This is a genomic window from Serratia sp. MMO-28 (genome assembly GCF_037199905.1).
Classification (GTDB): Bacteria; Pseudomonadota; Gammaproteobacteria; order Enterobacterales; family Enterobacteriaceae; genus Chania; species Chania oryzae.
Map to the genome: position 1 here is coordinate 32,790 of NZ_JBBCVB010000010.1, position 21,948 is coordinate 54,737.

At 53.2% G+C, this 21,948-nt stretch carries 19 protein-coding genes; 3 read left to right on the forward strand and 16 right to left on the reverse strand.

Going from position 1 to position 21,948, the window contains the following annotated elements; translation table 11 throughout:
• Positions 1–21: 21 nt before the first annotated feature.
• The 12 genes from arnF to WG891_RS10750 form a co-directional block, all read right to left on the reverse strand.
• Positions 22–414 (reverse strand): 4-amino-4-deoxy-L-arabinose-phosphoundecaprenol flippase subunit ArnF, encoded by a 393-nt coding sequence (arnF, locus tag WG891_RS10695; RefSeq protein WP_337262389.1) that lies wholly within the window; start codon positions 412–414, stop codon positions 22–24.
• Positions 411–755: a 4-amino-4-deoxy-L-arabinose-phosphoundecaprenol flippase subunit ArnE gene (gene arnE / locus WG891_RS10700; RefSeq protein WP_337262388.1), complete on the reverse strand. Its 345-nt coding sequence runs from the start codon at positions 753–755 to the stop codon at positions 411–413. Before arnE ends, arnF begins: the two co-directional genes overlap by 4 nt.
• Positions 752–2,416 (reverse strand): lipid IV(A) 4-amino-4-deoxy-L-arabinosyltransferase, encoded by a 1,665-nt coding sequence (arnT, locus tag WG891_RS10705; RefSeq protein WP_337262387.1) that lies wholly within the window; start codon positions 2,414–2,416, stop codon positions 752–754. Before arnT ends, arnE begins: the two co-directional genes overlap by 4 nt.
• Positions 2,413–3,324, reverse strand: a complete 912-nt coding sequence (arnD, locus tag WG891_RS10710; RefSeq protein WP_337262386.1) for a 4-deoxy-4-formamido-L-arabinose-phosphoundecaprenol deformylase — start codon at positions 3,322–3,324, stop codon at positions 2,413–2,415. The genes arnT and arnD overlap by 4 nt, the downstream gene beginning before the upstream one ends.
• On the reverse strand, positions 3,321–5,303 hold the full coding sequence (gene arnA, locus WG891_RS10715; protein ID WP_337262447.1) for a bifunctional UDP-4-amino-4-deoxy-L-arabinose formyltransferase/UDP-glucuronic acid oxidase ArnA: 1,983 nt from the start codon (positions 5,301–5,303) through the stop codon (positions 3,321–3,323). The genes arnD and arnA overlap by 4 nt, the downstream gene beginning before the upstream one ends.
• The gene (arnC, locus tag WG891_RS10720; protein ID WP_337262385.1) at positions 5,303–6,283 is read right to left on the reverse strand and encodes an undecaprenyl-phosphate 4-deoxy-4-formamido-L-arabinose transferase; all 981 of its coding nucleotides are present in this window, start codon (positions 6,281–6,283) and stop codon (positions 5,303–5,305) included. Before arnC ends, arnA begins: the two co-directional genes overlap by 1 nt.
• Positions 6,270–7,424: a UDP-4-amino-4-deoxy-L-arabinose aminotransferase gene (gene arnB, locus WG891_RS10725; RefSeq protein ID WP_337262384.1), complete on the reverse strand. Its 1,155-nt coding sequence runs from the start codon at positions 7,422–7,424 to the stop codon at positions 6,270–6,272. The genes arnC and arnB overlap by 14 nt, the downstream gene beginning before the upstream one ends.
• A gap of 383 nt (positions 7,425–7,807) precedes the next feature.
• Positions 7,808–8,563 (reverse strand): vitamin B12 ABC transporter ATP-binding protein BtuD, encoded by a 756-nt coding sequence (btuD, locus tag WG891_RS10730; RefSeq protein WP_337262383.1) that lies wholly within the window; start codon positions 8,561–8,563, stop codon positions 7,808–7,810.
• A gap of 15 nt (positions 8,564–8,578) precedes the next feature.
• Entirely contained in the window at positions 8,579–9,130 is a 552-nt protein-coding gene (locus tag WG891_RS10735; RefSeq protein WP_337262382.1) for a glutathione peroxidase, read from the reverse strand.
• 70 nt (positions 9,131–9,200) lie between these two features.
• On the reverse strand, positions 9,201–10,208 hold the full coding sequence (gene btuC / locus WG891_RS10740) for a vitamin B12 ABC transporter permease BtuC (protein WP_337262381.1): 1,008 nt from the start codon (positions 10,206–10,208) through the stop codon (positions 9,201–9,203).
• Between the two features lie 156 nt (positions 10,209–10,364).
• On the reverse strand, positions 10,365–10,772 hold the full coding sequence (locus tag WG891_RS10745) for a DUF2502 domain-containing protein (RefSeq protein ID WP_337262380.1): 408 nt from the start codon (positions 10,770–10,772) through the stop codon (positions 10,365–10,367).
• Between the two features lie 272 nt (positions 10,773–11,044).
• Complete coding sequence (locus WG891_RS10750; RefSeq protein WP_337262379.1) at positions 11,045–11,254, reverse strand: hypothetical protein; 210 nt, start codon at positions 11,252–11,254, stop codon at positions 11,045–11,047.
• 389 nt (positions 11,255–11,643) lie between these two features.
• Between WG891_RS10750 and WG891_RS10755 the strand changes: the two genes are divergently transcribed.
• Together WG891_RS10755 and ribA are read left to right on the forward strand one after the other, a co-directional pair.
• Positions 11,644–11,952 carry a hypothetical protein gene (locus tag WG891_RS10755; protein ID WP_337262378.1) on the forward strand — a complete coding sequence of 103 codons (309 nt, stop codon included), beginning with the start codon at positions 11,644–11,646 and terminating at the stop codon, positions 11,950–11,952.
• A 575-nt stretch (positions 11,953–12,527) separates the two neighbouring features.
• Positions 12,528–13,121, forward strand: coding sequence for a GTP cyclohydrolase II (gene ribA, locus WG891_RS10760; RefSeq protein ID WP_076940198.1), 594 nt, complete (start codon positions 12,528–12,530; stop codon positions 13,119–13,121).
• 44 nt (positions 13,122–13,165) lie between these two features.
• On the opposite strand, the gene acnA is transcribed toward ribA, so the two are convergent.
• The 3 genes from acnA to topA all read right to left on the reverse strand — a co-directional run bounded on the left by acnA (position 13,166) and on the right by topA (position 19,937).
• Entirely contained in the window at positions 13,166–15,838 is a 2,673-nt protein-coding gene (gene acnA / locus WG891_RS10765; protein WP_337262377.1) for an aconitate hydratase AcnA, read from the reverse strand.
• A 178-nt stretch (positions 15,839–16,016) separates the two neighbouring features.
• Positions 16,017–16,991, reverse strand: a complete 975-nt coding sequence (cysB, locus tag WG891_RS10770) for an HTH-type transcriptional regulator CysB (protein WP_337262376.1) — start codon at positions 16,989–16,991, stop codon at positions 16,017–16,019.
• 348 nt (positions 16,992–17,339) lie between these two features.
• Positions 17,340–19,937 carry a type I DNA topoisomerase gene (gene topA, locus WG891_RS10775; protein WP_337262375.1) on the reverse strand — a complete coding sequence of 866 codons (2,598 nt, stop codon included), beginning with the start codon at positions 19,935–19,937 and terminating at the stop codon, positions 17,340–17,342.
• Positions 19,938–20,365: 428 nt separating this feature from the next.
• On the opposite strand from topA, the gene WG891_RS10780 reads away from it, so the two are divergent.
• Complete coding sequence (locus WG891_RS10780; protein ID WP_156294392.1) at positions 20,366–20,623, forward strand: YciN family protein; 258 nt, start codon at positions 20,366–20,368, stop codon at positions 20,621–20,623.
• A 43-nt stretch (positions 20,624–20,666) separates the two neighbouring features.
• Here the strand turns inward: WG891_RS10780 and sohB are convergent, their stop codons facing one another.
• A complete protein-coding gene (sohB, locus tag WG891_RS10785) occupies positions 20,667–21,713 on the reverse strand; it encodes a protease SohB (RefSeq protein WP_156294393.1) in 1,047 nt (348 codons plus the stop codon).
• Positions 21,714–21,948 lie beyond the last annotated feature (235 nt).

The following is a 21,948-nucleotide window of genomic DNA, read 5'->3' on the forward strand; positions in this document are numbered from 1 at the left end:
GGAGATATAGCGCCCCCTCCACTATTGAGAGGATTTATCCCTTGTCTTGCTGTTAATTAGCCAGACACCCAACAGAATAAATAAGGTTCCCAATGTTTTCAGCAACGTCGCTGGCTCATCAAACCAAGGTAGGAACACCGCGGCCAGATAAACCAACGCGTAGCTGACGCTCAACAACGGGTAAGCACGATTCAGCGGCAGGTGGCGCAAGGCAAAGAACCAGCACAGCATCGACAAGGCATAGCCGAAGATGCCACCACTGACGGCCAGTAGCGCCTGCCAATAGTGGCCTACCAGTTCCAGAGTAACCTCTGCCAACGATAATAATGGAATTTGCGCCATTCCCCATTTCATCAGCAGTTGCGCCAACGTCACCAGCAGAACGCTGGCGGCCCCCCAAGCGTAACCCCTCATGAATTAAGACTCATCAGCAGGATCCCCAGCATAATTGACGCCACTCCGCACCAGTGGCGCAGCGTAGTAGGCTCGTTAAACAGCCAACGTGCCGCCAGCGTCACCAGCACAAAGTTCAGGCTGAGCATAGGATAGGCCAAGCTGAGCGGCAAACGCTGCAGTACGTTAAGCCATAACAGCATGCCCAACCCCAGGAGAATGACCGCCAGAACCAACCAGCGCAGCGTCGTGCTCACGCGCTGGCTCCCCGCCCGATCCCAGCTCTGGGCAGCCTGTTTTTGGCATAACTGCCCTGCGCAGGTAAACAGGCTGACCAGAATAACCAGTATATAAGCCATCATGGCTGCTGTTTGTACCACAGCAGTGCCAAGCGGTGCAGAGTGGTCACTTTATCTGGTGTAGGGAGTTCCTGTGGTATCGATTCATCACGGGAAAGGTGCAGTACCAAAGACACATTACCTTGCTTGCGTGCCTGCTCCAGCCACATCGGCAAATCCTCGTTGCTGATATAGTGACTGCGCGAATCTTCATAATTCAGGCCGTAGGAAACCTCACCCCGCTGGCTGAACATCAAGATATCGCTGCGCTTCAGTTCCCAAGCCAACCCCGCCGCTACACCGACGTTATCAGCCAGAACATAGCGGCTCTGGCTCAGCAGCGGCATATTGGCCCGCACAAAGTTCTGCGGTTGTTTAGAATCGATCACTTGCTGCGGAATGGCATAACCAATCAGCAGGCAGAGCAGCAGTGGGCAGGCCGCAGCCCAGGTCCAGCGCCGTGCATTATTGCGCGCAGAAACCACGGCAAACAGTATCCAGCCGCCAAACGCGATGATACCCAGGATAATTTTCGGGTGTTCTTCTGAGGTGAACAAATGGACTTTAGGCAACAAATCAAAACCCATCAGCAGCAGTGCCAGGATGCCAACCACGCCAAACAGACCGTTCAGCACGGCGTTGAACTTGAGCACTCCGGTGCGCAAACGGGCCACACAATCCTCCGCATAGGCCGCCATCAACAGTGCCAACGGTGCCATACACGGCAGAATGTAGGTCGCCAACTTGCCCTTAGCGATGCTGAAAAAGATTAACGGCATCAGCACCCAGCTCAGCAGGAAAAACAGTTCTGGGCGCTGAGCGCGCTCACGCCAACCTTTGAGTAATGAGCCAGGTAATAGGCCCAGCCAAGGAAATACTGCAGCAATCAGGATCGGCAGGTAATACCAGATTGGCGCTTTATGCTGGGCGTTCTCTTCGGCAAAGCGCTGAATGTGCTCGATCCAGAAGAAATAGTTCCAGTAATCCGGCTCACGTTGGGCCACCGCCAGTGCCCACGGCAGGCTCAGCAGCACCGCCACCACCACCGCCACCGGCCCGTAAATCAGCAGTTCTTTGATTTTGCGCTGCTGGATCACAATCGGGATCACTGCAATCACCGGTACGGCCAGCGCCAGGAACCCTTTGGTCATAAAGCCCATACCACAGGCCAAACCGAGCAGTACATAACCTGCCAGCTTGCCTTTGGCAGTGGTGGCTTTCAGCGTCAGGTAATAACTGACCATCGCCGCCGTCAGCCAGAGCGAGATCATCGGATCGAGTACGCTGTAAGTGCCGACGCTGAACACCAGGAACATCGACAGGAAGATCAGCACCGCCAAGTAGGCACGGTGCGCGTTTTTCCACATCAGCCAAGCCAAGGCAAACACCAGCAATGCGGCCAGCCCGGTGCTGAATACGGAAGCAAAACGTACGGCAAAATTGTTATCGCCAAACAACCACTGACTGACGTTATTGAACCAGTAACCGGCGACCGGTTTTTCAAAATAACGCAGGCCAAGCAGATTGGGGACAACCCAATCCCCCTTCGCCAGCATTTCACGGCTAATCTCGGCATAGCGAGTTTCATCTGGTTGCCATAGCAGGCGTCCATTGAGCGGAATCAGATAGACCAGAACAAAAAAAATGGCCACGACAATGGCCCAGGTTCCTTTCAGCGCTTTCATGAAACGTCTTTTTCCTCTACTTCAGTTTGACAACCTAACCAGCCTTCACGGCCAGGGAACGGTGCCCGCGTAATGCGGCCTAACGGCAGCGAGGCCGGATCCGCTGGCAACAAGGCGCTCAACGGGCAGAACTCAATGCCCTGCTGCTGCGCACGCTGCAACAGATCTTCAAACATGCCCGCCTGCGACATGCCTTCCACCTCGGTGTGAATGGTGTACACCGGCACGCCCCGATCGTTTTCGATGGCGCGCAGAATGTAGTCATTGAAGCCCGCCATGCTGACTTCGCTGCCAATCACTTCATCAAAGGTGGGGAGTGTCACGGGGATTTGCACTGTTCCTGGTTGACCGTTGTTTAATAACGGACGAAACGGATGTGTGCCACGGCAATCGCTGTTGTATTGGAAATTAAAACCCTGCTTCACTTCAACGACCCGCTGATCGGCACGCCAACCTGCCACCGCCGAGCAGGTGACCGGTTGCCCGGTGCTCGCGGTCAGCGCGTCAACGCCCAACTGCACTTGTCGTTTCAATTCTTCTTCAGACCAGCGCGCGACACGAGCCTGCCAGCCTTGATGATCCCAGGCGTGCAGCCCCACTTCATGACCAGCCTCGGCGGTACGCTTCATCAGCGCCCCCAACGCACGGGAGATGTTACGCCCCGGCCAGGCGGTGCCGGCCAGCAAAATATCCCAGCCATACAGCGAAGCCGCGTTTGAACGCAGCATTTTCATCAGGAATTGGGGACGAAGGAGGCGCCACAAGTGGCGCCCCATATTGTCTGGCCCTACGCTGAAGAAGAAACTGGCCTGAATTCCATGCTTATCGAACAGCTCCAACAACCGCGGCACCCCTTCACGGGTACCGCTGAAGGTATCTACATCAACTCGCAGGCCAACCTTCTTCATGCACCATTACCTTCCTTCACCGTAGTACGCAGGAAGTAATCCAGGGTGTCGGCAACGGTCTGCTGCATCGCGATAGTAGGCTGCCAGTCCAGCAAGCGGCGCGCATTTTTGATGCTTGGCGTGCGATGCTCTACGTCCTGATACCCCTTGCCGTAGTAGCTGCTGCTTTCCACATCTTTGAAACCGGCAAACGGCGGGAAGTTGCCACGCAACGGGTGGTTGTTGAAGCTTTCCAACAGCATTTCCGCCAGCTCACGAATGCTCGCTTCGTTGGTCGGGTTGCCGATGTTGATGATCTGGCCGTCACACCGCCCATCACGGTTCTCAATAATGCGGTACAACGCTTCGATACCGTCATTGATGTCGGTAAAGCAGCGTTTCTGCGCCCCACCGTCAACCAGTTTGATCGGCGAACCTTCAACCAGGTTAAGGATCAACTGGGTGATAGCACGGGAAGAACCGATACGAGCTGCATCCAGGTTGTCCAGGCGCGGCCCCATCCAGTTAAACGGACGGAACAGGGTGAACTTCAGGCCTTCTTTAGCACCGTAGGCCCAGATCACCCGGTCCAGCAACTGCTTGGATACGGAATAGATCCAACGTTGTTTGCTGATTGGCCCAACGATCAGGCGTGAACTGTCTTCATCAAACTCTTTATCATCACACATGCCATAAACTTCAGACGTGGATGGGAAAATGATGCGTTTGTTGTATTTCACACAGTCGCGAACGATTTTCAGGTTTTCTTCGAAATCCAGCTCGAACACTTTCAGTGGATTACGGGTGTATTCGATCGGCGTGGCGATCGCCACCAGCGGCAGAACCACGTCACATTTCTTGATGTGATACTCGATCCACTCGGAATGGATGCTGATATCCCCTTCAACAAAGTGGAAGCGTGGGTTATCCAGGAAACGGCTGATGGCGTCGGAGCCGATATCCAGGCCATAAATGTCATAACGGTCTTCACGCAGCAAGCGCTCGGTCAGGTGGTTACCGATAAAGCCGTTAACCCCGAGGATCAACACGCGGGTTCTGCGCTTCATTGCTGCACTTGGCTTCGGAGCCAGGCGGACATCGGTCACAATGCCCATTTCCAGTGCCAGGCGTGAGCCCTGTACGTATAAACCGGATTCGCTTTGGCCTGCGACGATCTCCAACGCGCCATCGCCACAGGCAATGATCAGCGGTGACGTACTTAATACGGTACCCGGCTGCTTGTCATGCTGGGTGTCCAACACACGTGAGCGCCATACGATCAGCTTGCGCTGGCCGAGATAGCTGAATGCACCTGGGTAAGGTTCGGTGACTGCACGCACCAGATTGTCGATCTCGCGGGCAGACTTGTGCCACAGGATCTCGCCATCCGCTGCCGTGCGGCGGCCAAAATAGCTGGCATCCGCTTCATTTTGCTGGGTGAAGGTTGCTGTGCCGTTTTTCAGCTTTGGCAACTGCTCTTTCAGCAGTGCCTGTGCGGCTTCCAACACTTTCTTATGCAACGTCAGCGCAGTGTCGCTACTGGAGATCGCGACTTTATGCTGGCCAACGATATCCCCTGCATCTGGACGCTTAACCATTTTATGCAGCGTCACGCCGGTTTCTTTTTCCCCATTCAGCAGCGCCCAGTTCACTGGCGCACGCCCGCGATAACGTGGTAACAGTGAACCATGCAGGTTGAAACCACCCTTCGGTGCCAATGACAGCACTTCTTCACTCAGCATGTTGCGGTAGTAGAAAGAGAAAATGATGTCAGGCTGCAGTTCACGAATGCGCTCAACCCACAGCGGGTGGTTCACATCTTCCGGTGCATAAACCGGCAAATCCAGCTCAGCCCCTTGGCGGGCAACAGAAGAGAAGAAGTTGTTTTCACCAGGATCGTCGGTATGGGTGAACACCGCCTGCACGTCATAACCCGCTTCAGTCAGTGCCTGCAAACCAGCACAACCGATATCATGGTAAGCAAATACGATAGCTTTCATCATTCTTCTTCCTGAGTATTTTGGGTCCGCTTATCGCCGACCACTTTCTGAACAAAATAACGAGGGCGAGCGCGGACATCATTGTAAATCCGGCCGATATACTCCCCCAGCAAACCCATGCCAACAAACTGTGCGCCAATGAAGGTGAAAAGCACGGCAAACAGGGTAAACACCCCACCGGCAGCCCATTCAGGCCCCAGGATCAAACGCAGGGCGATCAACAGTACCGCCAAAATAAACCCGGATAACGCCACCACGCTACCGATCACGCTCAGCAAACGCAGCGGCGTGGTCGTCAGGCAAGTGATCAGGTCATACATCAGGTTGATCAGCTTCATCAGACTGTATTTGGAATCACCGAACTCACGTTCGGCGTGGCGCACCTCAATTTCAGTGGTGCGGCGGGCGAATGTATTCGCCAGAATCGGGATGAAGGTGCTGCGCTCGTGACAGTGTAACATCGCCTCAATGATATGACGGCGATAGGCACGCAGCATACAACCGTAATCCCCCATCGACTTGCCGGTAGCACGCTGAATCATCATATTGATTATGCGTGAAGCCGACTTGCGGAACCAGGAGTCCTGACGGTTGGCACGCACGGTGCCCACCACGTCGTACCCCTCTTCGGCCACATTCACCAAACGGGGAATTTCTTCCGGCGGGTTTTGTAAATCAGCATCCAGCGTGATCACCAGATCGCCGCTGACCTGGTTGAAACCGGCCATAATGGCAGAATGTTGGCCGTAGTTACGGTTCAGCAATACCGCAATGATGCAACTGTCTGGCTGCTCAGCGGCCGCCGTCAGCATCTCGGCGGAATTATCGCTGCTACCATCATCAACCAGAATAATTTCATAAGGTTGAACTAACTGCTTACAGGCGGCAGTGGTGCGTTCCAACAGGGCCGGCAGGCTTTCCTGTTCGTTGAATACTGGAATGACCACCGAAACTTTCTTGATCGGTTCAGCGCGCGACACGAGATAACTCCACAACAGAAGATAAGGCATTGACCACGCGATCGACATCGGCTTCGGTCATGTCAGGGAATAGCGGTAAGGTGCATAAACGCGCCGAATTCCATTCGGTATTAGGCAACGAAAGCTGCGGATAACGCTCGCGATAGAATTTTTGCGTATGGGCAGCGCGGAAATGCAGGCCGGTGCCAACGCCCACTTCTTTCAAGCGCTCCATCAGTTGATCACGCCCGATACCACAGCGCTCTTCGTCAACACGGACCATAAACAGATGCCAGGCGTGATCGTGCGGATAATCTGGCAACCCCAACGGCTGGAAAGGAGAATCTTTCAACGCATTGAGGTAACGTTCGGCCAGTATTTTGCGCCGCGCATTCAGCTCTGGCAGGCGCGCCAGTTGCACTACGGCAATCGCCGCATGAATATCCGAAAGGTTGTATTTATAGCCCGGTTCAACCACTTCAGCCTGCGGCTTGCGCCCTTGCAGCTGACGATCGAAGGCATCAACCCCCAAGCCGTGGAACTTCAGGCAACGCACACGATCGGCCAGTGCATCGTCGTCGGTAGCTATCAGGCCACCCTCGGCACAGGTCAAATTCTTGATCGCATGGAAAGAGAAAATTGCGGTCCCACGTGCGCCGACCCACTCGCCGTTAAAACGAGAACCCACCGCATGGGCCGCATCTTCGATCAGGGGGATATTGTGGCGTTGGGCCACCTCGCGCAGCGCATCCATCTGCAATGGCGCACCGGCATAGTGAACGGGGATAATGGCTTTGGTTCGTGCTGTGATGGCGGCTTCCACATCGGCTGCGCTCACCATCAGCGTATCGCGGTCAACATCAATCATCACCGGCGTTGCGCCCAGCAATTCGATCATGTTCAGGGTGGAAACCCAGGTCTGTGACGGTGTAATCACCTCATCACCTGGCCCGATACCCAGTGCCATCAGGGTGATATGCATACCCGCCGTCGCAGAACAAACGGCAACAGCATGTTTACATCCAAAAGTTTTACAAAACTCACTTTCCAACTGCTGATTCTGTGGCCCGGTGGTGATCCAGCCGGAACGCAGTACCTTTTCTACCGCCGCAATTTCTTCATCACCAATCGCTGGGCGTGAAAAAGGCAGGAATTGATCCATAGTTAGACCTCAAACGTCTTGATTTCTTTAAGCCACTGTAAAACTGTTTCATTTAACCAATGTTAAACGCCGAAGAATGATTCCTAGTAGATTCGCCGCCAATGTACGTCGGTAAGCTTAACAAAACCTTAAGCTGCAAGTGGCTATCTGGGAACTCTCTGAAAAGGATTGCCATTAACAGAAACTAAAATATTCAATACAGTCAAGATGTTGCTCTGTTTCAGTTTTTTAAAAACTCTAACCGAGCGTGTCTAGCGTAGCACGTCATTAACGCTTTTCAATGAAATAATCTTTTTTTGAGGGAAAAATCAGATGATAGATTGATGATTCGCAAAATATTCGCGCACAAACTTAACTGATTAAAATAACAGCAAAAAAAACAACTATGCCGTCTTAGTCATAATCCAGCGCTGATCGCCCAGCGCCTGTAAGTGAAATTCCACGTCATAAATGCGCGATAGCACCTCTGGCTTCATCACCTCATGCGTGCTCCCTTGCATCACCAATCGCCCGGCATGCAACAACCAGACCTGTTCGGCCTGTTGCAGAGTATGGTTCAGATCGTGTGCGCAAATTAACGCACTGCGCCCACTGTGGCAAAACTCCCGCAGCAAGCGATCCAGCGCCACTTTCTGCGCCACATCCAGGCTGTTGGTCGGTTCATCGAGCAGCAATAACTGACCGTGCGGGTTCACCGTAGGCCATACCTGCAATAAAACCGCAGCCAAACGCACTCGCTGCCATTCGCCACCGGATAGCTGAGTCAACATACGTGATAATTTGTCTGCCAGTTTCAAACTGCGGGACAAATAAAGGATGGTGTTTTCCAACTCTCTGGCGTCTGCACCCGCAGGCTGATGCAAAGCGAGGTATTGGAAGACCGGCATCAGAGCAACGGGTGGCTGCTGCTGGCAGAGATAAGCGCGGCGCTGCGCCAAGTCATGGCCTGAATAATCCCCCAGCGGCCGCCCCGACAACAGAACTTCTCCCTGGCCGGGCAAAACCCCTGCCAGCCTCGCCAACAGCGTACTTTTCCCTGCGCCGTTGGGGCCAATCAGGTGAACCTGCAACCCAGCCCCTATTTGCCCCGAAACCGGGGCGAAACGACCTTCTACTGCCACTTGGCTGAGTTGCAACATGTTCTGATAGCCCCTTTACTTCGCCAGCGCTGCTGTAACCGCTTGTACCAGCAGCGGATCTTCCGGCGTCATATCAGGAGAAAAACGCTGAATTACCGTACCATCACGGCCAATCAAAAATTTCTCAAAGTTCCACAAAATGTCACCTGCCTGTTTTGGCGCTCGCCCTTTGCTGCTCATACGTGCCAAAAACTCACTGCCTTCGGGGGCGATGGCCTGGGGTTTTGCCGTGACCAGTGCCTGATAAAGCGGATGGCGATTGGCACCATTCACTTCGATTTTGGCAAACATCGGGAATTGAACGCCAAAAGTACCGCGGCAGAAGGCCAGGATCTCATCATTGGTACCCGGTTCCTGCCCCAAAAATTCGTTAGATGGGAAACCCAACACGGCAAAACCCTGTTCTTGGTAGGTTTCATAGAGATTTTCTAACCCTTCATACTGCTTCGTCAGGCCGCATTCGGAAGCGACGTTGACGACCAGCAGAACGTTCCCTTCGTAGGCCCCAAGGGTCGTTGGCTGGTTCTCGATGGTTTGCAACGCAACGGCATAAATCGGTTTGCTCATCAGATTTCATCCTATTGTTTTATTTGCAGGTGAAGCAGAGAAAGTGCCAGTGGTTCACACCGCCACGGGTTTACCTTACGCTTTTTGACCGAGCCAGTAACCAGATAAATAACGGTGCCCCCAGCGTGGCTGTCACCACACCGATAGGCAATTCCGCAGCGAGCAGTGTGATGCGTGCAAGCACGTCAGCAATCAGCAAAACACCGGCCCCCGCCAGCGCACACCCAGGTAATAGAAAGCGCTGATTGGTTAAGCCACTGAGCCGCAGCATATGAGGGATAACCAACCCGACAAAGCCGATCACCCCAGCCAGTGCCACGCTGGTGCCCACCAGCCAGCCAATCGCCAGCACCAGCAGGTAGCGCCACAGATAGAGAGAAAGCCCCAGTTGGCGGGCCTGAACTTCCCCCAGAGCCATCAGGTTCAACACCTTGCCCTGAGCGCACAGCCACAGCAGCACCGGCAACATCAGCAGTAACAGCCACTTCTGTCGCCAATCCACCCCGCCAAATCCCCCCATCATCCAATACATCAGTTGCCGCAGATCGAGACTGGAACTGAAATAGACAGCCCAGGTCATGATGGCGCTGCAGACAATCCCCAAAGCCATTCCCACTAATAACAGGCGTGCATTGCTCAAGCGGCGACGGCGGGCAAAACTCAATAACAGGAAGGTCATCACCAACGCCCCGAGGATGGCACTCAGGCTCATCAGGGCAACCGGCAATAAACCGTTGCCAAACAGCACGACAAGCACCAGAGCCACTCCGGCCCCGTTCGCCACACCAAGCAATCCTGGCTCCGCCAACGGATTTTCAAACAGCGCCTGCATTGCCGCCCCGGCAACCGCCAGGCTGGCTCCGACTAGCATCACCGCTAACGCCCGCGGCAGGCGCAACTGCCAGACAAACAACCGAGCAGACTCACTCAACCATTGCGTAGGCCAGATCCAGACGTCCCCAGCGCTCAGGCTGAAGATAAAGGCCACCACCACGCCCAACGTCAGTAATGACAAATGGCATTTATCCCGTCGGCGTTGATTTTGCTGTAATAAAGTGAACGTCTGGCTGGTTGGCATAGGTCGTCAGCTTGGCCTGATGGTGAGTATCTTGCCGCAAATATTAGGGGGTTAGCGCCGTAAGGGAAAGGATTGTGTTACAGATAACAAGGAAAACAGCGGCTAACACTGCTATCACCCCATCGATGATGGCAAGGCTGACCGCTGCGGGGTCAGCTAGTGGCGCGGATCATTGTCGTTTTGCGGATAAGGCCGGCCATGGGCGCTAGCGTTATCACCACGCTGATTGCCACGATCGCCGTGACTTTGCGAATTGCGACTCGGGTTACGATCGTCATGAAATGGGTTCCTCCCACGCTCGGCCTGGTTACGACGGTCCACAGGTTGCCAACGCCCGCCGTCCCAATACATACCACGTTCATTACGTTCACCTACACCATGCCCCTGATGTGCATGCCACCACTGTGGCGGGCGCCAATCATAGCCATCCCAGTAGTAGCCTCGTCTGTCCTGGTCCCCCAGATGCACAGAAACGCCGGGGACGTTGACATCGACAGAGACATTTGCCTGAGCAACTCTCGGCAGCAGCAGCGGTAAACACACCAGCAACAGGATCTTTTTCATTGATAACCTCTCTTTATTTCGACGCTGGCATGGTTATATCAGGACGGTTATTTCACACCTATTGCCTGAAAGCCTATTTTCAAATCGTTTTCGCACTCTTTACACAACCCCTACACTGTCATTTCCTCTATGTTAATGAATATACGCGCTAACAGAACTTAACGAATAATTGACTCACTGACTGCATCTGAGCCATTTACAATTCGCCGACACTCATCAAGGGGTTTTTATTATGCTAAAGCATGTTGGGATTTTGCTCGCCGTGGCTCTGCTCACCTCAGCCCTTTCAGGCTGCTGCTTCGCCCCCCGTGGTGGTGGGCACGGCGGTGGTCATGGCCATTATTTTGGTCATTACTCACAACAGAGGAACGCTCCTGATTATTTGCACAATACACTTTTAAGAGCGACACAGGTACCTTCAATGAGAAAATGAAACCGCCCTTCAAAAAGGTGGCTTCATTTACTTTGATATTGTTATTCATGATTACTGATTCTTATCCTCCATTTTAGCGATGGAGAGTTCAATATATCTATCCGCACTCACTTTGTTTCTGCAACCCTTAATATAATAACGCCCCCGTTTATTAGCAGGTATAAAATCACTCTATTTATACTCGTAACCAGCTGGTGGTAGCGCGTTCATTATTGGTTCGTGATTGGATCTCACTCCACCCGCCTTATAGTAACCAAGGTGACTATTAATGTGATATCCATCCAATAAGCTTGAAATTAATTCTCACACTCTTCTATCACCTAAAGATTTTAATTTTCATTGCTGCTATTGCTATTCGAAAAAAGGCTGACTAGATTATTAATGACTGCTCGTATTTATGTTACATGGATGTGCCCTCCTTGCTTAAAGAGGTGTACCATGAACGCTTACAAGCTCGCCTGCATTTCAGCTTCAATGAGTCTCCTTTTACTCACCAACATCCCTCTCGCGAACAGCGCTTCAAGCGGCGTCATCAATTTTAGAGGGGCAATTGTTGCTGGCGGTTGCACGGTTGAAAACTCGCAAAGTGCTGTTGATATCGGCTGTTACAACGATAAGGGTAGAGTAGTACATACTACAGCGCCGATCAATGCAGCTAATGTCAATTTCTCCGGCGGAAAAACCTCGAGTATTAAATGGCTTAATCCTCAACATACTCTTGGAATTATGAATATAACGTATTCATAAATTTAAATCATTTGATGCCATGCCAACACCAGGGAATTAACACGCTTAATTATCTCGCCCTGAAGCTTTTTATTTTGCTTCAGGGCGCGCTTTCAATTAATACCGCAAACTCATTCCGCCATAAGCAATTATTGATATACCCGTCATACTTCAAGTTGCTTGGGTGTTGGCTGCCCTTGTTCACCCCAGTCACTTACTGATGTAAGCTCCTGGGGATTCATTCGGTTGCCGCCTACAAGCAACTCGAATTATTTTGGGTATAGCAAGAAAACGATTTACTTCAATGAATAACAGCACGGTTCATAAACCCACTCCATCGCACAACAGCCCCCACTCGCCACGTGCGCAGAAACCGGTATCAAGTCCCCCCAACTGCCAGCGCATAAGAGCTACACTGAAACCAACGGCACCTGGCTTTCCTGGTAAACAAGGTAGGCCTGTGCTGTAACGCACATTCGCAACGCATTTTATGCCAAATAAGGGTAATATCATCACCCTACAACAAAGCCTGGATCATGCAGTTTTAATAAAAGATCCCTCGCGCAAACAAGGGGATCTCGTCAGTGGAGAGTAACATGCAGCTTAAACGGGTGGCAGAAGCCAAACTGCCAACGCCATGGGGTGATTTCCTGATGGTGGGATTTGAAGAACTGGCAACCGGGCACGATCATCTGGCGCTGGTGTTCGGTGATATTTCCGGCGAAACGCCGGTACTCGCACGCGTGCATTCCGAATGTTTAACCGGGGACGCCTTGTTCAGCCTGCGCTGTGACTGTGGTTTTCAATTGGAGGCCGCACTGGAGCGTATCGCGGAAGAAGGCCGCGGTATTCTGCTGTATCATCGTCAGGAAGGCCGTAACATCGGTCTGCTGAACAAGATCCGCGCCTACGCCTTGCAGGATAAAGGGGCGGATACGGTAGAAGCCAACCACCAGCTCGGCTTCGCCGCAGACGAGCGTGACTTCACCCTGTGTGCTGATATGTTCAAACTGTTGGGCGTGGATGCCGTGCGTTTGCTGACCAACAATCCGAAAAAAGTTGAGATTCTGACCGAGGCTGGCATCAACATCACCGAGCGAGTGCCGCTGATTGTTGGACGTAACCCTAAAAACGAGCGCTACCTCGCCACCAAAGCCGCCAAAATGGGGCATTTGCTGGACCAAAAATAATTAGCGGTTATCAACAGGGCGCCAGAACGGCGCCCTGATTGTTTTTACAGCATCTTACGGATGACATAGTGCAGAATACCGTCGTGCTGGTAGTAGGTCAGTTCATTGCCAGTATCAATACGGCAACGGGTATTCACTACCTCTTGTCGGCCATCGGCGTAGGTAATACGGACCGGCACCCGCTGACCCGGCGTTAAGGCTTGCAAACCACTCACGTCGATCTGTTCTTCCCCCGTCAGCCCCAGCGTTTTGCGCGTTACGCCTTGTGGGAACTCCAGCGGCAGAATACCCATGCCAATCAGGTTGGAACGGTGGATACGCTCGAAGGATTCGGCGATCACCACACGCACGCCAAGCAGGCGCGGGCCTTTAGCCGCCCAGTCACGGCTGGAACCGGAACCGTATTCTTTACCGGCAATGACCGCCAGCGGCACCCGTTCTTGCTGATAGCGCATCGCGGCATCATAGATCGACATCTGGTTTTGCGACGGCAGATGGCGGGTATACCCCCCTTCCACACCCGGCACCATTTCGTTGCGGATGCGGATATTGGCAAAGGTCCCCCGCATCATCACTTCATGGTTACCACGGCGCGAGCCGTAAGAGTTGAAGTCATTCACCTCAACGCCGCGCTCGCTCAGGTAACGCCCTGCCGGGCTGTCGCGCTTGATGTTACCCGCTGGCGAAATATGATCGGTGGTCACTGAATCGGCGAGGATCGCCAGAATTCGAGCATTTTTGATATCCTGCACCGGATCCGGCTGCGCTTTCATGCTGCTGAAAAACGGCGGATGGCGAATATAGGTGGAATCTGCCTGCCACTGGTAGGTTGCCGAACCGGTAACCTGGATCGACTGCCACTCCGCATCACCGTCAAACACCGCGCTATATTCTTTATGGAACATCGCAGTACGAACTTCTTCCACCGCCTGCGCAATTTCTTTACCGGTTGGCCAGATATCTTTCAGGTAGACCGGCTTGCCATCATGCCCTTCGCCCAACGGATCCCGGGTGAGATCCACCTTCATGTTACCCGCCAACGCATAGGCCACCACCAGCGGCGGTGAGGCCAGCCAGTTGGTTTTCACCAGCGGATGGATGCGCCCCTCGAAGTTGCGGTTGCCAGACAGCACCGCTCCAACGGTCAGATCGGCCGCCTTGATCGCCTGCTCAATCGGCTCAGGCAACGGCCCAGAGTTACCGATGCAGGTAGTGCAACCATATCCCACCAGGTTAAAGCCCAAGGCCTTCAGATAAGGCGTCAACTTAGCGCTGTTGAAATATTCGGTGACCACCTTGGAACCGGGAGCCAGCGAGGTTTTCACCCAGGGCTTCGTCTTCAGCCCCTTCTCTAACGCTTTTTTCGCCAGCAGGCCAGCGGCCATCATCACGCTTGGGTTAGACGTATTAGTGCAAGAGGTGATCGCTGCAATCACCACCGCGCCGCTCTGCAGTTCATGCTGCTCGCCGTTCAGCGTGAAGCTCTTGCCCTCCAGCTTATCTTTCTGGCTACCTAGCTCCAGCTCGGTGGCCGCATTGAACGCCTGTGGCACCTGCGGCAAGGCAACGCGATCCTGCGGGCGCTTCGGCCCGGCCAGGCTGGCTTCAACCGTCGACATATCCAGGGCCAAAGTGCTGGTAAAGACCGGTTCGTCGCCAGGCTTACGCCACATGCCTTGCGCTTTGGCATAAGCTTCGACCAGTGCGATCTGCTCGGCGCTACGGCCGCTCAGCTTCAGGTAACCCAGGGTGACATCATCCACCGGGAAGAAACCGCAGGTCGCGCCGAATTCCGGTGACATATTGGCGATGGTCGCACGATCCGCCAGTGGCAAATCCGCCAGCCCATCACCGTAAAATTCCACAAACTTACCCACCACCCCGTGCTTGCGCAGCATTTGGGTGACGGTCAGCACCAGGTCGGTGGCCGTGATCCCTTCACTCAGTTTACCGGTAAGCTTGAACCCCACCACGTCAGGGATCAGCATCGACACCGGCTGGCCCAGCATGGCGGCTTCCGCTTCGATGCCCCCGACGCCCCAGCCTAGAATGCCTAAACCGTTAATCATGGTGGTGTGAGAATCGGTGCCAACCAAGGTATCCGGGAACGCAATACGCTGGCCGTTCTCTTCAGTATGCCAGACGGTTTGCCCCAGATATTCCAGGTTAACCTGGTGGCAGATACCGGTGCCCGGCGGCACCACGCGGAAGCGGTTAAAGGCTTTTTGCCCCCAACGCAGGAAGGTATAGCGCTCGTGGTTGCGCTCCATTTCGATGCGCACGTTCTCGGCAAAGGCTCCGTCATCGCCAAACTCATCAACGGTGACCGAATGGTCAATCACCAGATCTACCGGTGACAACGGGTTTACCTGCTCGACGTTGCCCCCCAAACGCTGTACCGCTTCACGCATCGCCGCTAAGTCCACCACCGCCGGCACGCCGGTAAAGTCTTGCATCAGCACCCGTGCCGGACGATAGGCAATTTCACGATCGGCATGGCCGCTTTGCAGCCAACCGACGATCGCCTGCAGATCCTCCTGCTGCACCGTATCGCCATCCACATGGCGCAGCAGGTTTTCCAGCAACACCTTCATTGATTTCGGCAGCCGGTCGATATCCCCTAACTGTCTGGCCGCCAGTGGCAAGCTGTAGTAGTGATACTCACTATTCAGCACCACCAACTTATCCATACTTGTTTCACGAATATTGGGTGACATAGCTCCTCCATTTTTATTATGTCAAAACAGGGTAATGACTGAGGTCTGTTTAAAGATAACACAGACTGAGTTTTAACATTTTTATAACAACACGATTTGCACATAATGGCAGAGAGTACGGCGGGCTGGTGGGAATGGCAGGAGAGCGGGCTGGTAAAGCACCAGCCCGTTGGAAACATTACTTCACCGGCAGTTTGATATCGTTGAACATGGCTTCGATATCTTCATTCGAGCGCAGCGCCACGGCGGTGTCCACCACGTCGCGGGTCAGGTGCGGTGCGAAACGCTGGATAAAGTCGTACATATAGCTGCGCAGGAAGGTGCTGCGGCGGAAGCCAATCTTGGTGGTGCTATAGGTAAAGATATCGCTCGCATTCACGGTGACCAGATCGGGATCCTGTACCGGATCCACCGCCATGCTGGCAATCACCCCTACCCCTAATCCCAAGCGCACATAGGTTTTTATCACATCAGCATCGGTAGCGGTAAACACGATGCGCGGCGTCAGCCCGGCACGGTTGAACGCCGTGTCCAGCTCAGAGCGGCCGGTAAAACCAAAGGTATAGGTAACAATCGGGTAAGCAGCCAGTTCTTCAATGGTGATGTGGCTCTTTCCCGCCAAAGGATGATCGGGCTTCACAACCACAGCACGATTCCAGTGGTAGCACGGCAACATGATCAAATCGTCATACAGATGCAACGCTTCGGTGGCAATGGCAAAATCGGCTGACCCCTTGGAGACTGCTTCGGCGATCTGCGTCGGCGACCCCTGGTGCATATGCAACGACACGCGCGGATAACGATCGATAAAGCCCTTAATCACGTTGGGCAACGCATAGCGCGCCTGGGTATGCGTTGTAGCAACGTACAGCGAGCCTTTATCGGGATAGGTATGTTCACCGGCAACGGCCTTAATGGCATCGACTTTCGACAACACCTCACGAGCAATACGAATGATTTCCAAACCGGCGGGCGTCACCTGAGTGAGATGCTTGCCGCTGCGGGCGAAAATCTGAATGCCAAGCTCATCTTCCAGCATTCTCACCTGCTTACTGATACCCGGTTGAGAGGTATAAAGGCCTTCTGCCGTAGAAGAGACGTTCAGGTTATGATTCACCACTTCTACGATGTAACGCAGTTGCTGCAATTTCATATCTTAATACCGTCCTAGGTTAAGCACTGCGGCAGGCCGCAGCCAGGTATCTCGGTGTCGTTCCGGTGGGGGCAATCGCCAAAGCGTTAAACACAGTGATTTCGCCCAGATGATGAAGAAAACGCCGTTATTAATAAGCTTTAATCATAAAAAAATTTTTTATATAACTACTATATCATGTTGCTGTATCAAGTATAGATCCGAGCCACCGCGAAATAACGATTATTTCGCATGAATAACGGCTCTTCAAGTGAGCAAAAAGCAGTAAAGAAAGCCCTGCTAGCCTGCTTGAGCCAAGAAAAAACCAGCCACGTTGGGCTGGTTTCTGATAAAGCGACCATGACCGGTTTATTTCTTACCTTCAACCCATTTGCCATCAACATAGAAGGCAGACCAGCCAGTGGCTTTACCGTCTTTTTCTGAGGAGACATATTGCTGCTTGGTTTTCCGGCTGAAACGCACCATGGCCTTGTTACCTTCGGCGTCAGCCAGCGGCGCATCGGCCAGATAACGCAGTTTTTCCGGCAGACGATCCTTGAAGCGCCGCAGCTCTTCCACCAGTGGCGCACGAGTTTCACGCGATTTCGGGAAGGTGTTGGCCGCCAGGAACACGCCCGCTGCGCCGTCACGTAAGACAAAGTAGGCGTCTGATTTCTCACACGGCAGCTCTGGCAGCGGAACCGGATCTTCCTTCGGTGGTGCCACATCGCCGTTACGCAGAATTTTACGCGTGTTCTTACAGGTTTCGTTGGTGCAGCCCATATATTTGCCGAAACGCCCCATTTTCAGGTGCATTTCAGAACCGCATTTTTCACATTCTACGATCGGGCCATCATAGCCTTTCAGGCGGAATTCGCCTTCTTCGATCTCATAACCGTCACAGGCCGGGTTATTACCGCAGACATGCAGTTTGCGCTGGTTATCGATCAGATAGCTGTCCATCGCGGTGCCGCATTTCTGGCAACGGCGACGGGCGCGCAGGGCGTTGGTTTCCGCATCATCCCCTTCGAGGATGTTCAGCACTTCCGCTTCCGGCACCAGGTTGATGGTGGTCTTGCAGCGCTCTTTTGGCGTTAACGCATAGCCGGAACAGCCGAGGAAAACGCCGGTACTGGCGGTGCGGATCCCCATTTTGCGGCTACAGGTCGGGCAGTCAATGCTGGTCATCACCATCTGGTTCGGGCGCATACCGCCTTCTTCCGGATCTTTTTCCGCCGTTTCCAACTGTTCACTGAACTCAGCGAAGAACCCATCGAGCACCGCTTTCCATTCAGCCTGGTTGTTGGCGACCTGATCCAGGCCATCTTCCATCCGCGCGGTGAAATCGTAGTTCATCAGTTCACGGAAGTTCTCTTCCAGGCGATCGGTAACGATTTCACCCATTTTTTCCGCATAGAATCGACGGCTTTCAACCCGCACATAGCCACGATCCTGAATGGTCGAGATGATCGACGCATAGGTGGATGGGCGGCCGATGCCACGTTTTTCCAGCTCTTTCACCAGTGATGCTTCACTGTAACGCGCCGGTGGCTTGGTAAAGTGCTGGCTTGGGATCAGTTTTTGCAGATCCAAGTCAGAGCCGATCTCAACAAACGGCAAGGTACGATCTTCATCACCCTTGCGCAGTGCCGGCATGACCTTGGTCCAGCCGTCAAAACGCAGCGTACGGCCTTTGGCACGCAGTTGGAAGTCACCGGCCTTCACCGTCAAGGTGGTGGAATCGTACTGCGCTGGCGTCATCTGACAGGCGACAAACTGGCGCCAAATCAGTTGATACAGCTTCTGCGCATCCGCTTCCATGTCTTTCAACTGCTCAGCCAACACGCTGACATCGGAAGGACGAATCGCTTCGTGCGCTTCCTGCGAGTTTTCTTTGCTGCTGTACTGGTTCGCGGCTTTCGGCAAGTATTTATCACCGAAGTTGTCGACAATGTAACCACGCACCATGTTGAGCGCATCCTGGCTCAGGTTGGTGGAGTCGGTACGCATATAGGTGATGTGGCCCGCTTCATACAGGCGTTGCGCCATCATCATGGTTTTCTTCACGCCAAAACTCAGGCGGGTGCTGGCAGCCTGCTGCAGCGTAGAGGTAATGAAAGGCGCCCCTGGCTTGCTGCTGGTCGGTTTGTCTTCGCGATCCAGCACCGTATAACGGGCTTTTTCCAGCAGCTTGACTGCCGCATGGGTTTGCTCACGGTTAACCGGCTTGAAGGGCTTGTCGTGAACATGGGTGACCTCCATCTGCAGCGCGGTTTCATTCTTGGCCAGCAGATCGGCGTGCAACTCCCAGTATTCTTCCGGTACGAACGCTTTGATCTCGCGCTCGCGCTCCACCACCAGACGTACCGCTACCGATTGCACTCGCCCTGCCGACAGGCCACGCGCAATTTTCTTCCACAGCAGAGGTGAAACCATATAACCCACCACGCGGTCCATAAAGCGACGCGCCTGCTGGGCGTTAACACGGTCAATATTCAGTTCACCCGGGGCTTTAAATGCCTGTTGGATGGCGTTTTTGGTGATTTCGTTAAACACCACGCGGCTGAAACGTTTGTCATCCCCACCGATCACTTCCCGCAGGTGCCAAGCGATGGCCTCCCCTTCGCGGTCAAGGTCGGTTGCGAGATAAATGTGGTCGGCGTTTTCGGCTAACGATTTTAGCTCGGCGACCACTTTTTCTTTACCCGGCAGAATTTCGTAATGCGCCTTCCAGCCATGATAAGGATCGACGCCCATACGGTTGACCAGCGCCGTCTTTTCATCCTTCTTAACTTTCTTCTTGGCTTTGTCTTCGGTTGATTCAGCGCTCTTTTTACTGGCTGAGCCACTGGTCGGCAAATCACGGATATGACCGACGCTGGACTTCACCACGTAGTCACTTCCCAAATATTTATTAATAGTTTTGGCTTTTGCCGGGGACTCAACTATTACGAGAGCTTTGCCCATATTTACCTTTACCTAATTTTATTTCTTCTAAAAAGAAGCCATTTATCTCGCCATACCGCGGCAATTCGTATCTCTTTTTTATATTGCGGCACTCTGGCAAGAGATCAACCTGTTTTTTCTCATGGTTGCCAAATTGCTCAACCTAACCACAGATTACCGATCGATGTCTGCTTATCGCCCGCGCCCAGAAGCTTGCCCCCACGGGGCCTCGCGAAGCGTAAACAAATCCTTCCACCAGAAGCTACAAAATCCCACACTGTACCTGATAAAAGATGACACGCAACCTAATTAGCACGGAAAGCGATATTTCGCTAATGACTGCCTGCCATTGACACCCGCCAGATGGCAAGTAAACCTTAGTCGGTTTGCGGATAAACGCGAACCAGCGTTAGAATAGCGGCAGAATTTTTTGTCTGGAGTGTAATAAAATGCGAACGACGACTCAGCCTATTGCACGGGAAGCACTGCTGGCAGAGGCAAATAACATCATCCGCCAGCACGAAGATTATCTGCACGGCATGATCGCTACCGATGTTGAGCAAAAAAGCAACGTTCTGGTTTTCCGCGGCGAATTCTTTTTAGACGCCGATGGCCTGCCGACCGCCAAAACCACCGCAGTGTTTAATATGTTTAAACATTTAGCTCATGTGCTTTCCGAGAAATATCATCTGGCCGATGAAGCATGAAAAACGGGGGCCGAAGCCCCCGTGAGGTTGCTTCTTGCGCGATTCAGAGCAACGGTTTCTCACCGCGCTGCCACCAGCGCAGCAGCAAGCGATCAACACTCTCTGCCGCACTGCCGGTAAAACGATCGATCAAACGTTTGCGGCGGGTATAGCGCACACCAATTACCTCATGATTTTCCATCTCGGCAATCAGCAGATCGTCGCTGGTGCCTATCGCATCAATCAGCCCTTTTTCTTTCGACTGGATGCCGAACCAATGTTCACCGGTCGCGACGCTGTCGATGTCCAATGAAGGCCGTTGTTGCTGGACAAACTGCTTGAACAGTTGGTGGGTCTCATTCAGTTCTTCGCGGAATTTTTCACGGCCTTGTTCGGTATTTTCGCCAAACAACGTCAGAGTGCGTTTAAACTCCCCGGCAGTGTGCAGCTCAACGTCAATCTCATTCTTCTGTAACAAGCGATGAAAATTGGGGATCTGCGCCACCACGCCGATTGAACCGATAATGGCGAAAGGGGCCGCCACGATGCGATCGGCCACGCAGGCCATCATGTAACCGCCGCTGGCAGCCACTTTATCCACGGCGACCGTCAGACGGATGCCACCTTTGCGCAGGCGCTCCAACTGCGACGCGGCCAGGCCATAACCGTGTACCACGCCACCGGGGCTTTCCAGGCGCAGCAGCACTTCATCCTGCGCCGTTGCCACCGCCAATACCGCTGAGATCTCTTCACGCAGTGAAGTCACCTCGTGAGCATCCATGCTGCCTTTGAAATCCAGCACATACAGGCAAGGTTTGCTGGCCTCCACCGCACCAGACTTGGCACGGTGTTTTTTCAGTTTTTCATCGGCTTTGGTTTGTTTCTTAAACTGCTTGCTCCAGGCTTTCTGTTCCGCCGCCCCCATGCGTGCCAGGCGCATCTCGCGCTGCATCTCACGATACTGCTCACCCAGATCGGTCAGCTGTAATTCCCCTTTGTGCTGATTTTTACGCTGCCCCAGGCTGACCGCCAGTAATACCAATGCAGCAATGGCAATCACCACCGTGGCAACTTTGGCCAGAAAAAGGCCGTAAATAGATATAAACTCCACAGATTCCGCCTTTATTTACAGGTTGTTAGTATGATCTTGATTTATTTTAACCAATTGCTGCTACGGCTGTCGCGGCCAAATGAAAATTCCTTATGTGACCACTTCACTATGGTTTTCTCTCCGGGACAAGCAAGCCGTTTTTGTTACAAAAGAATGCCGATTCTGCGGGCTAATCATTGAAAATGCGATCCATTTCAGGCATATAACACGCATTATTAATCAAACCGATGATACA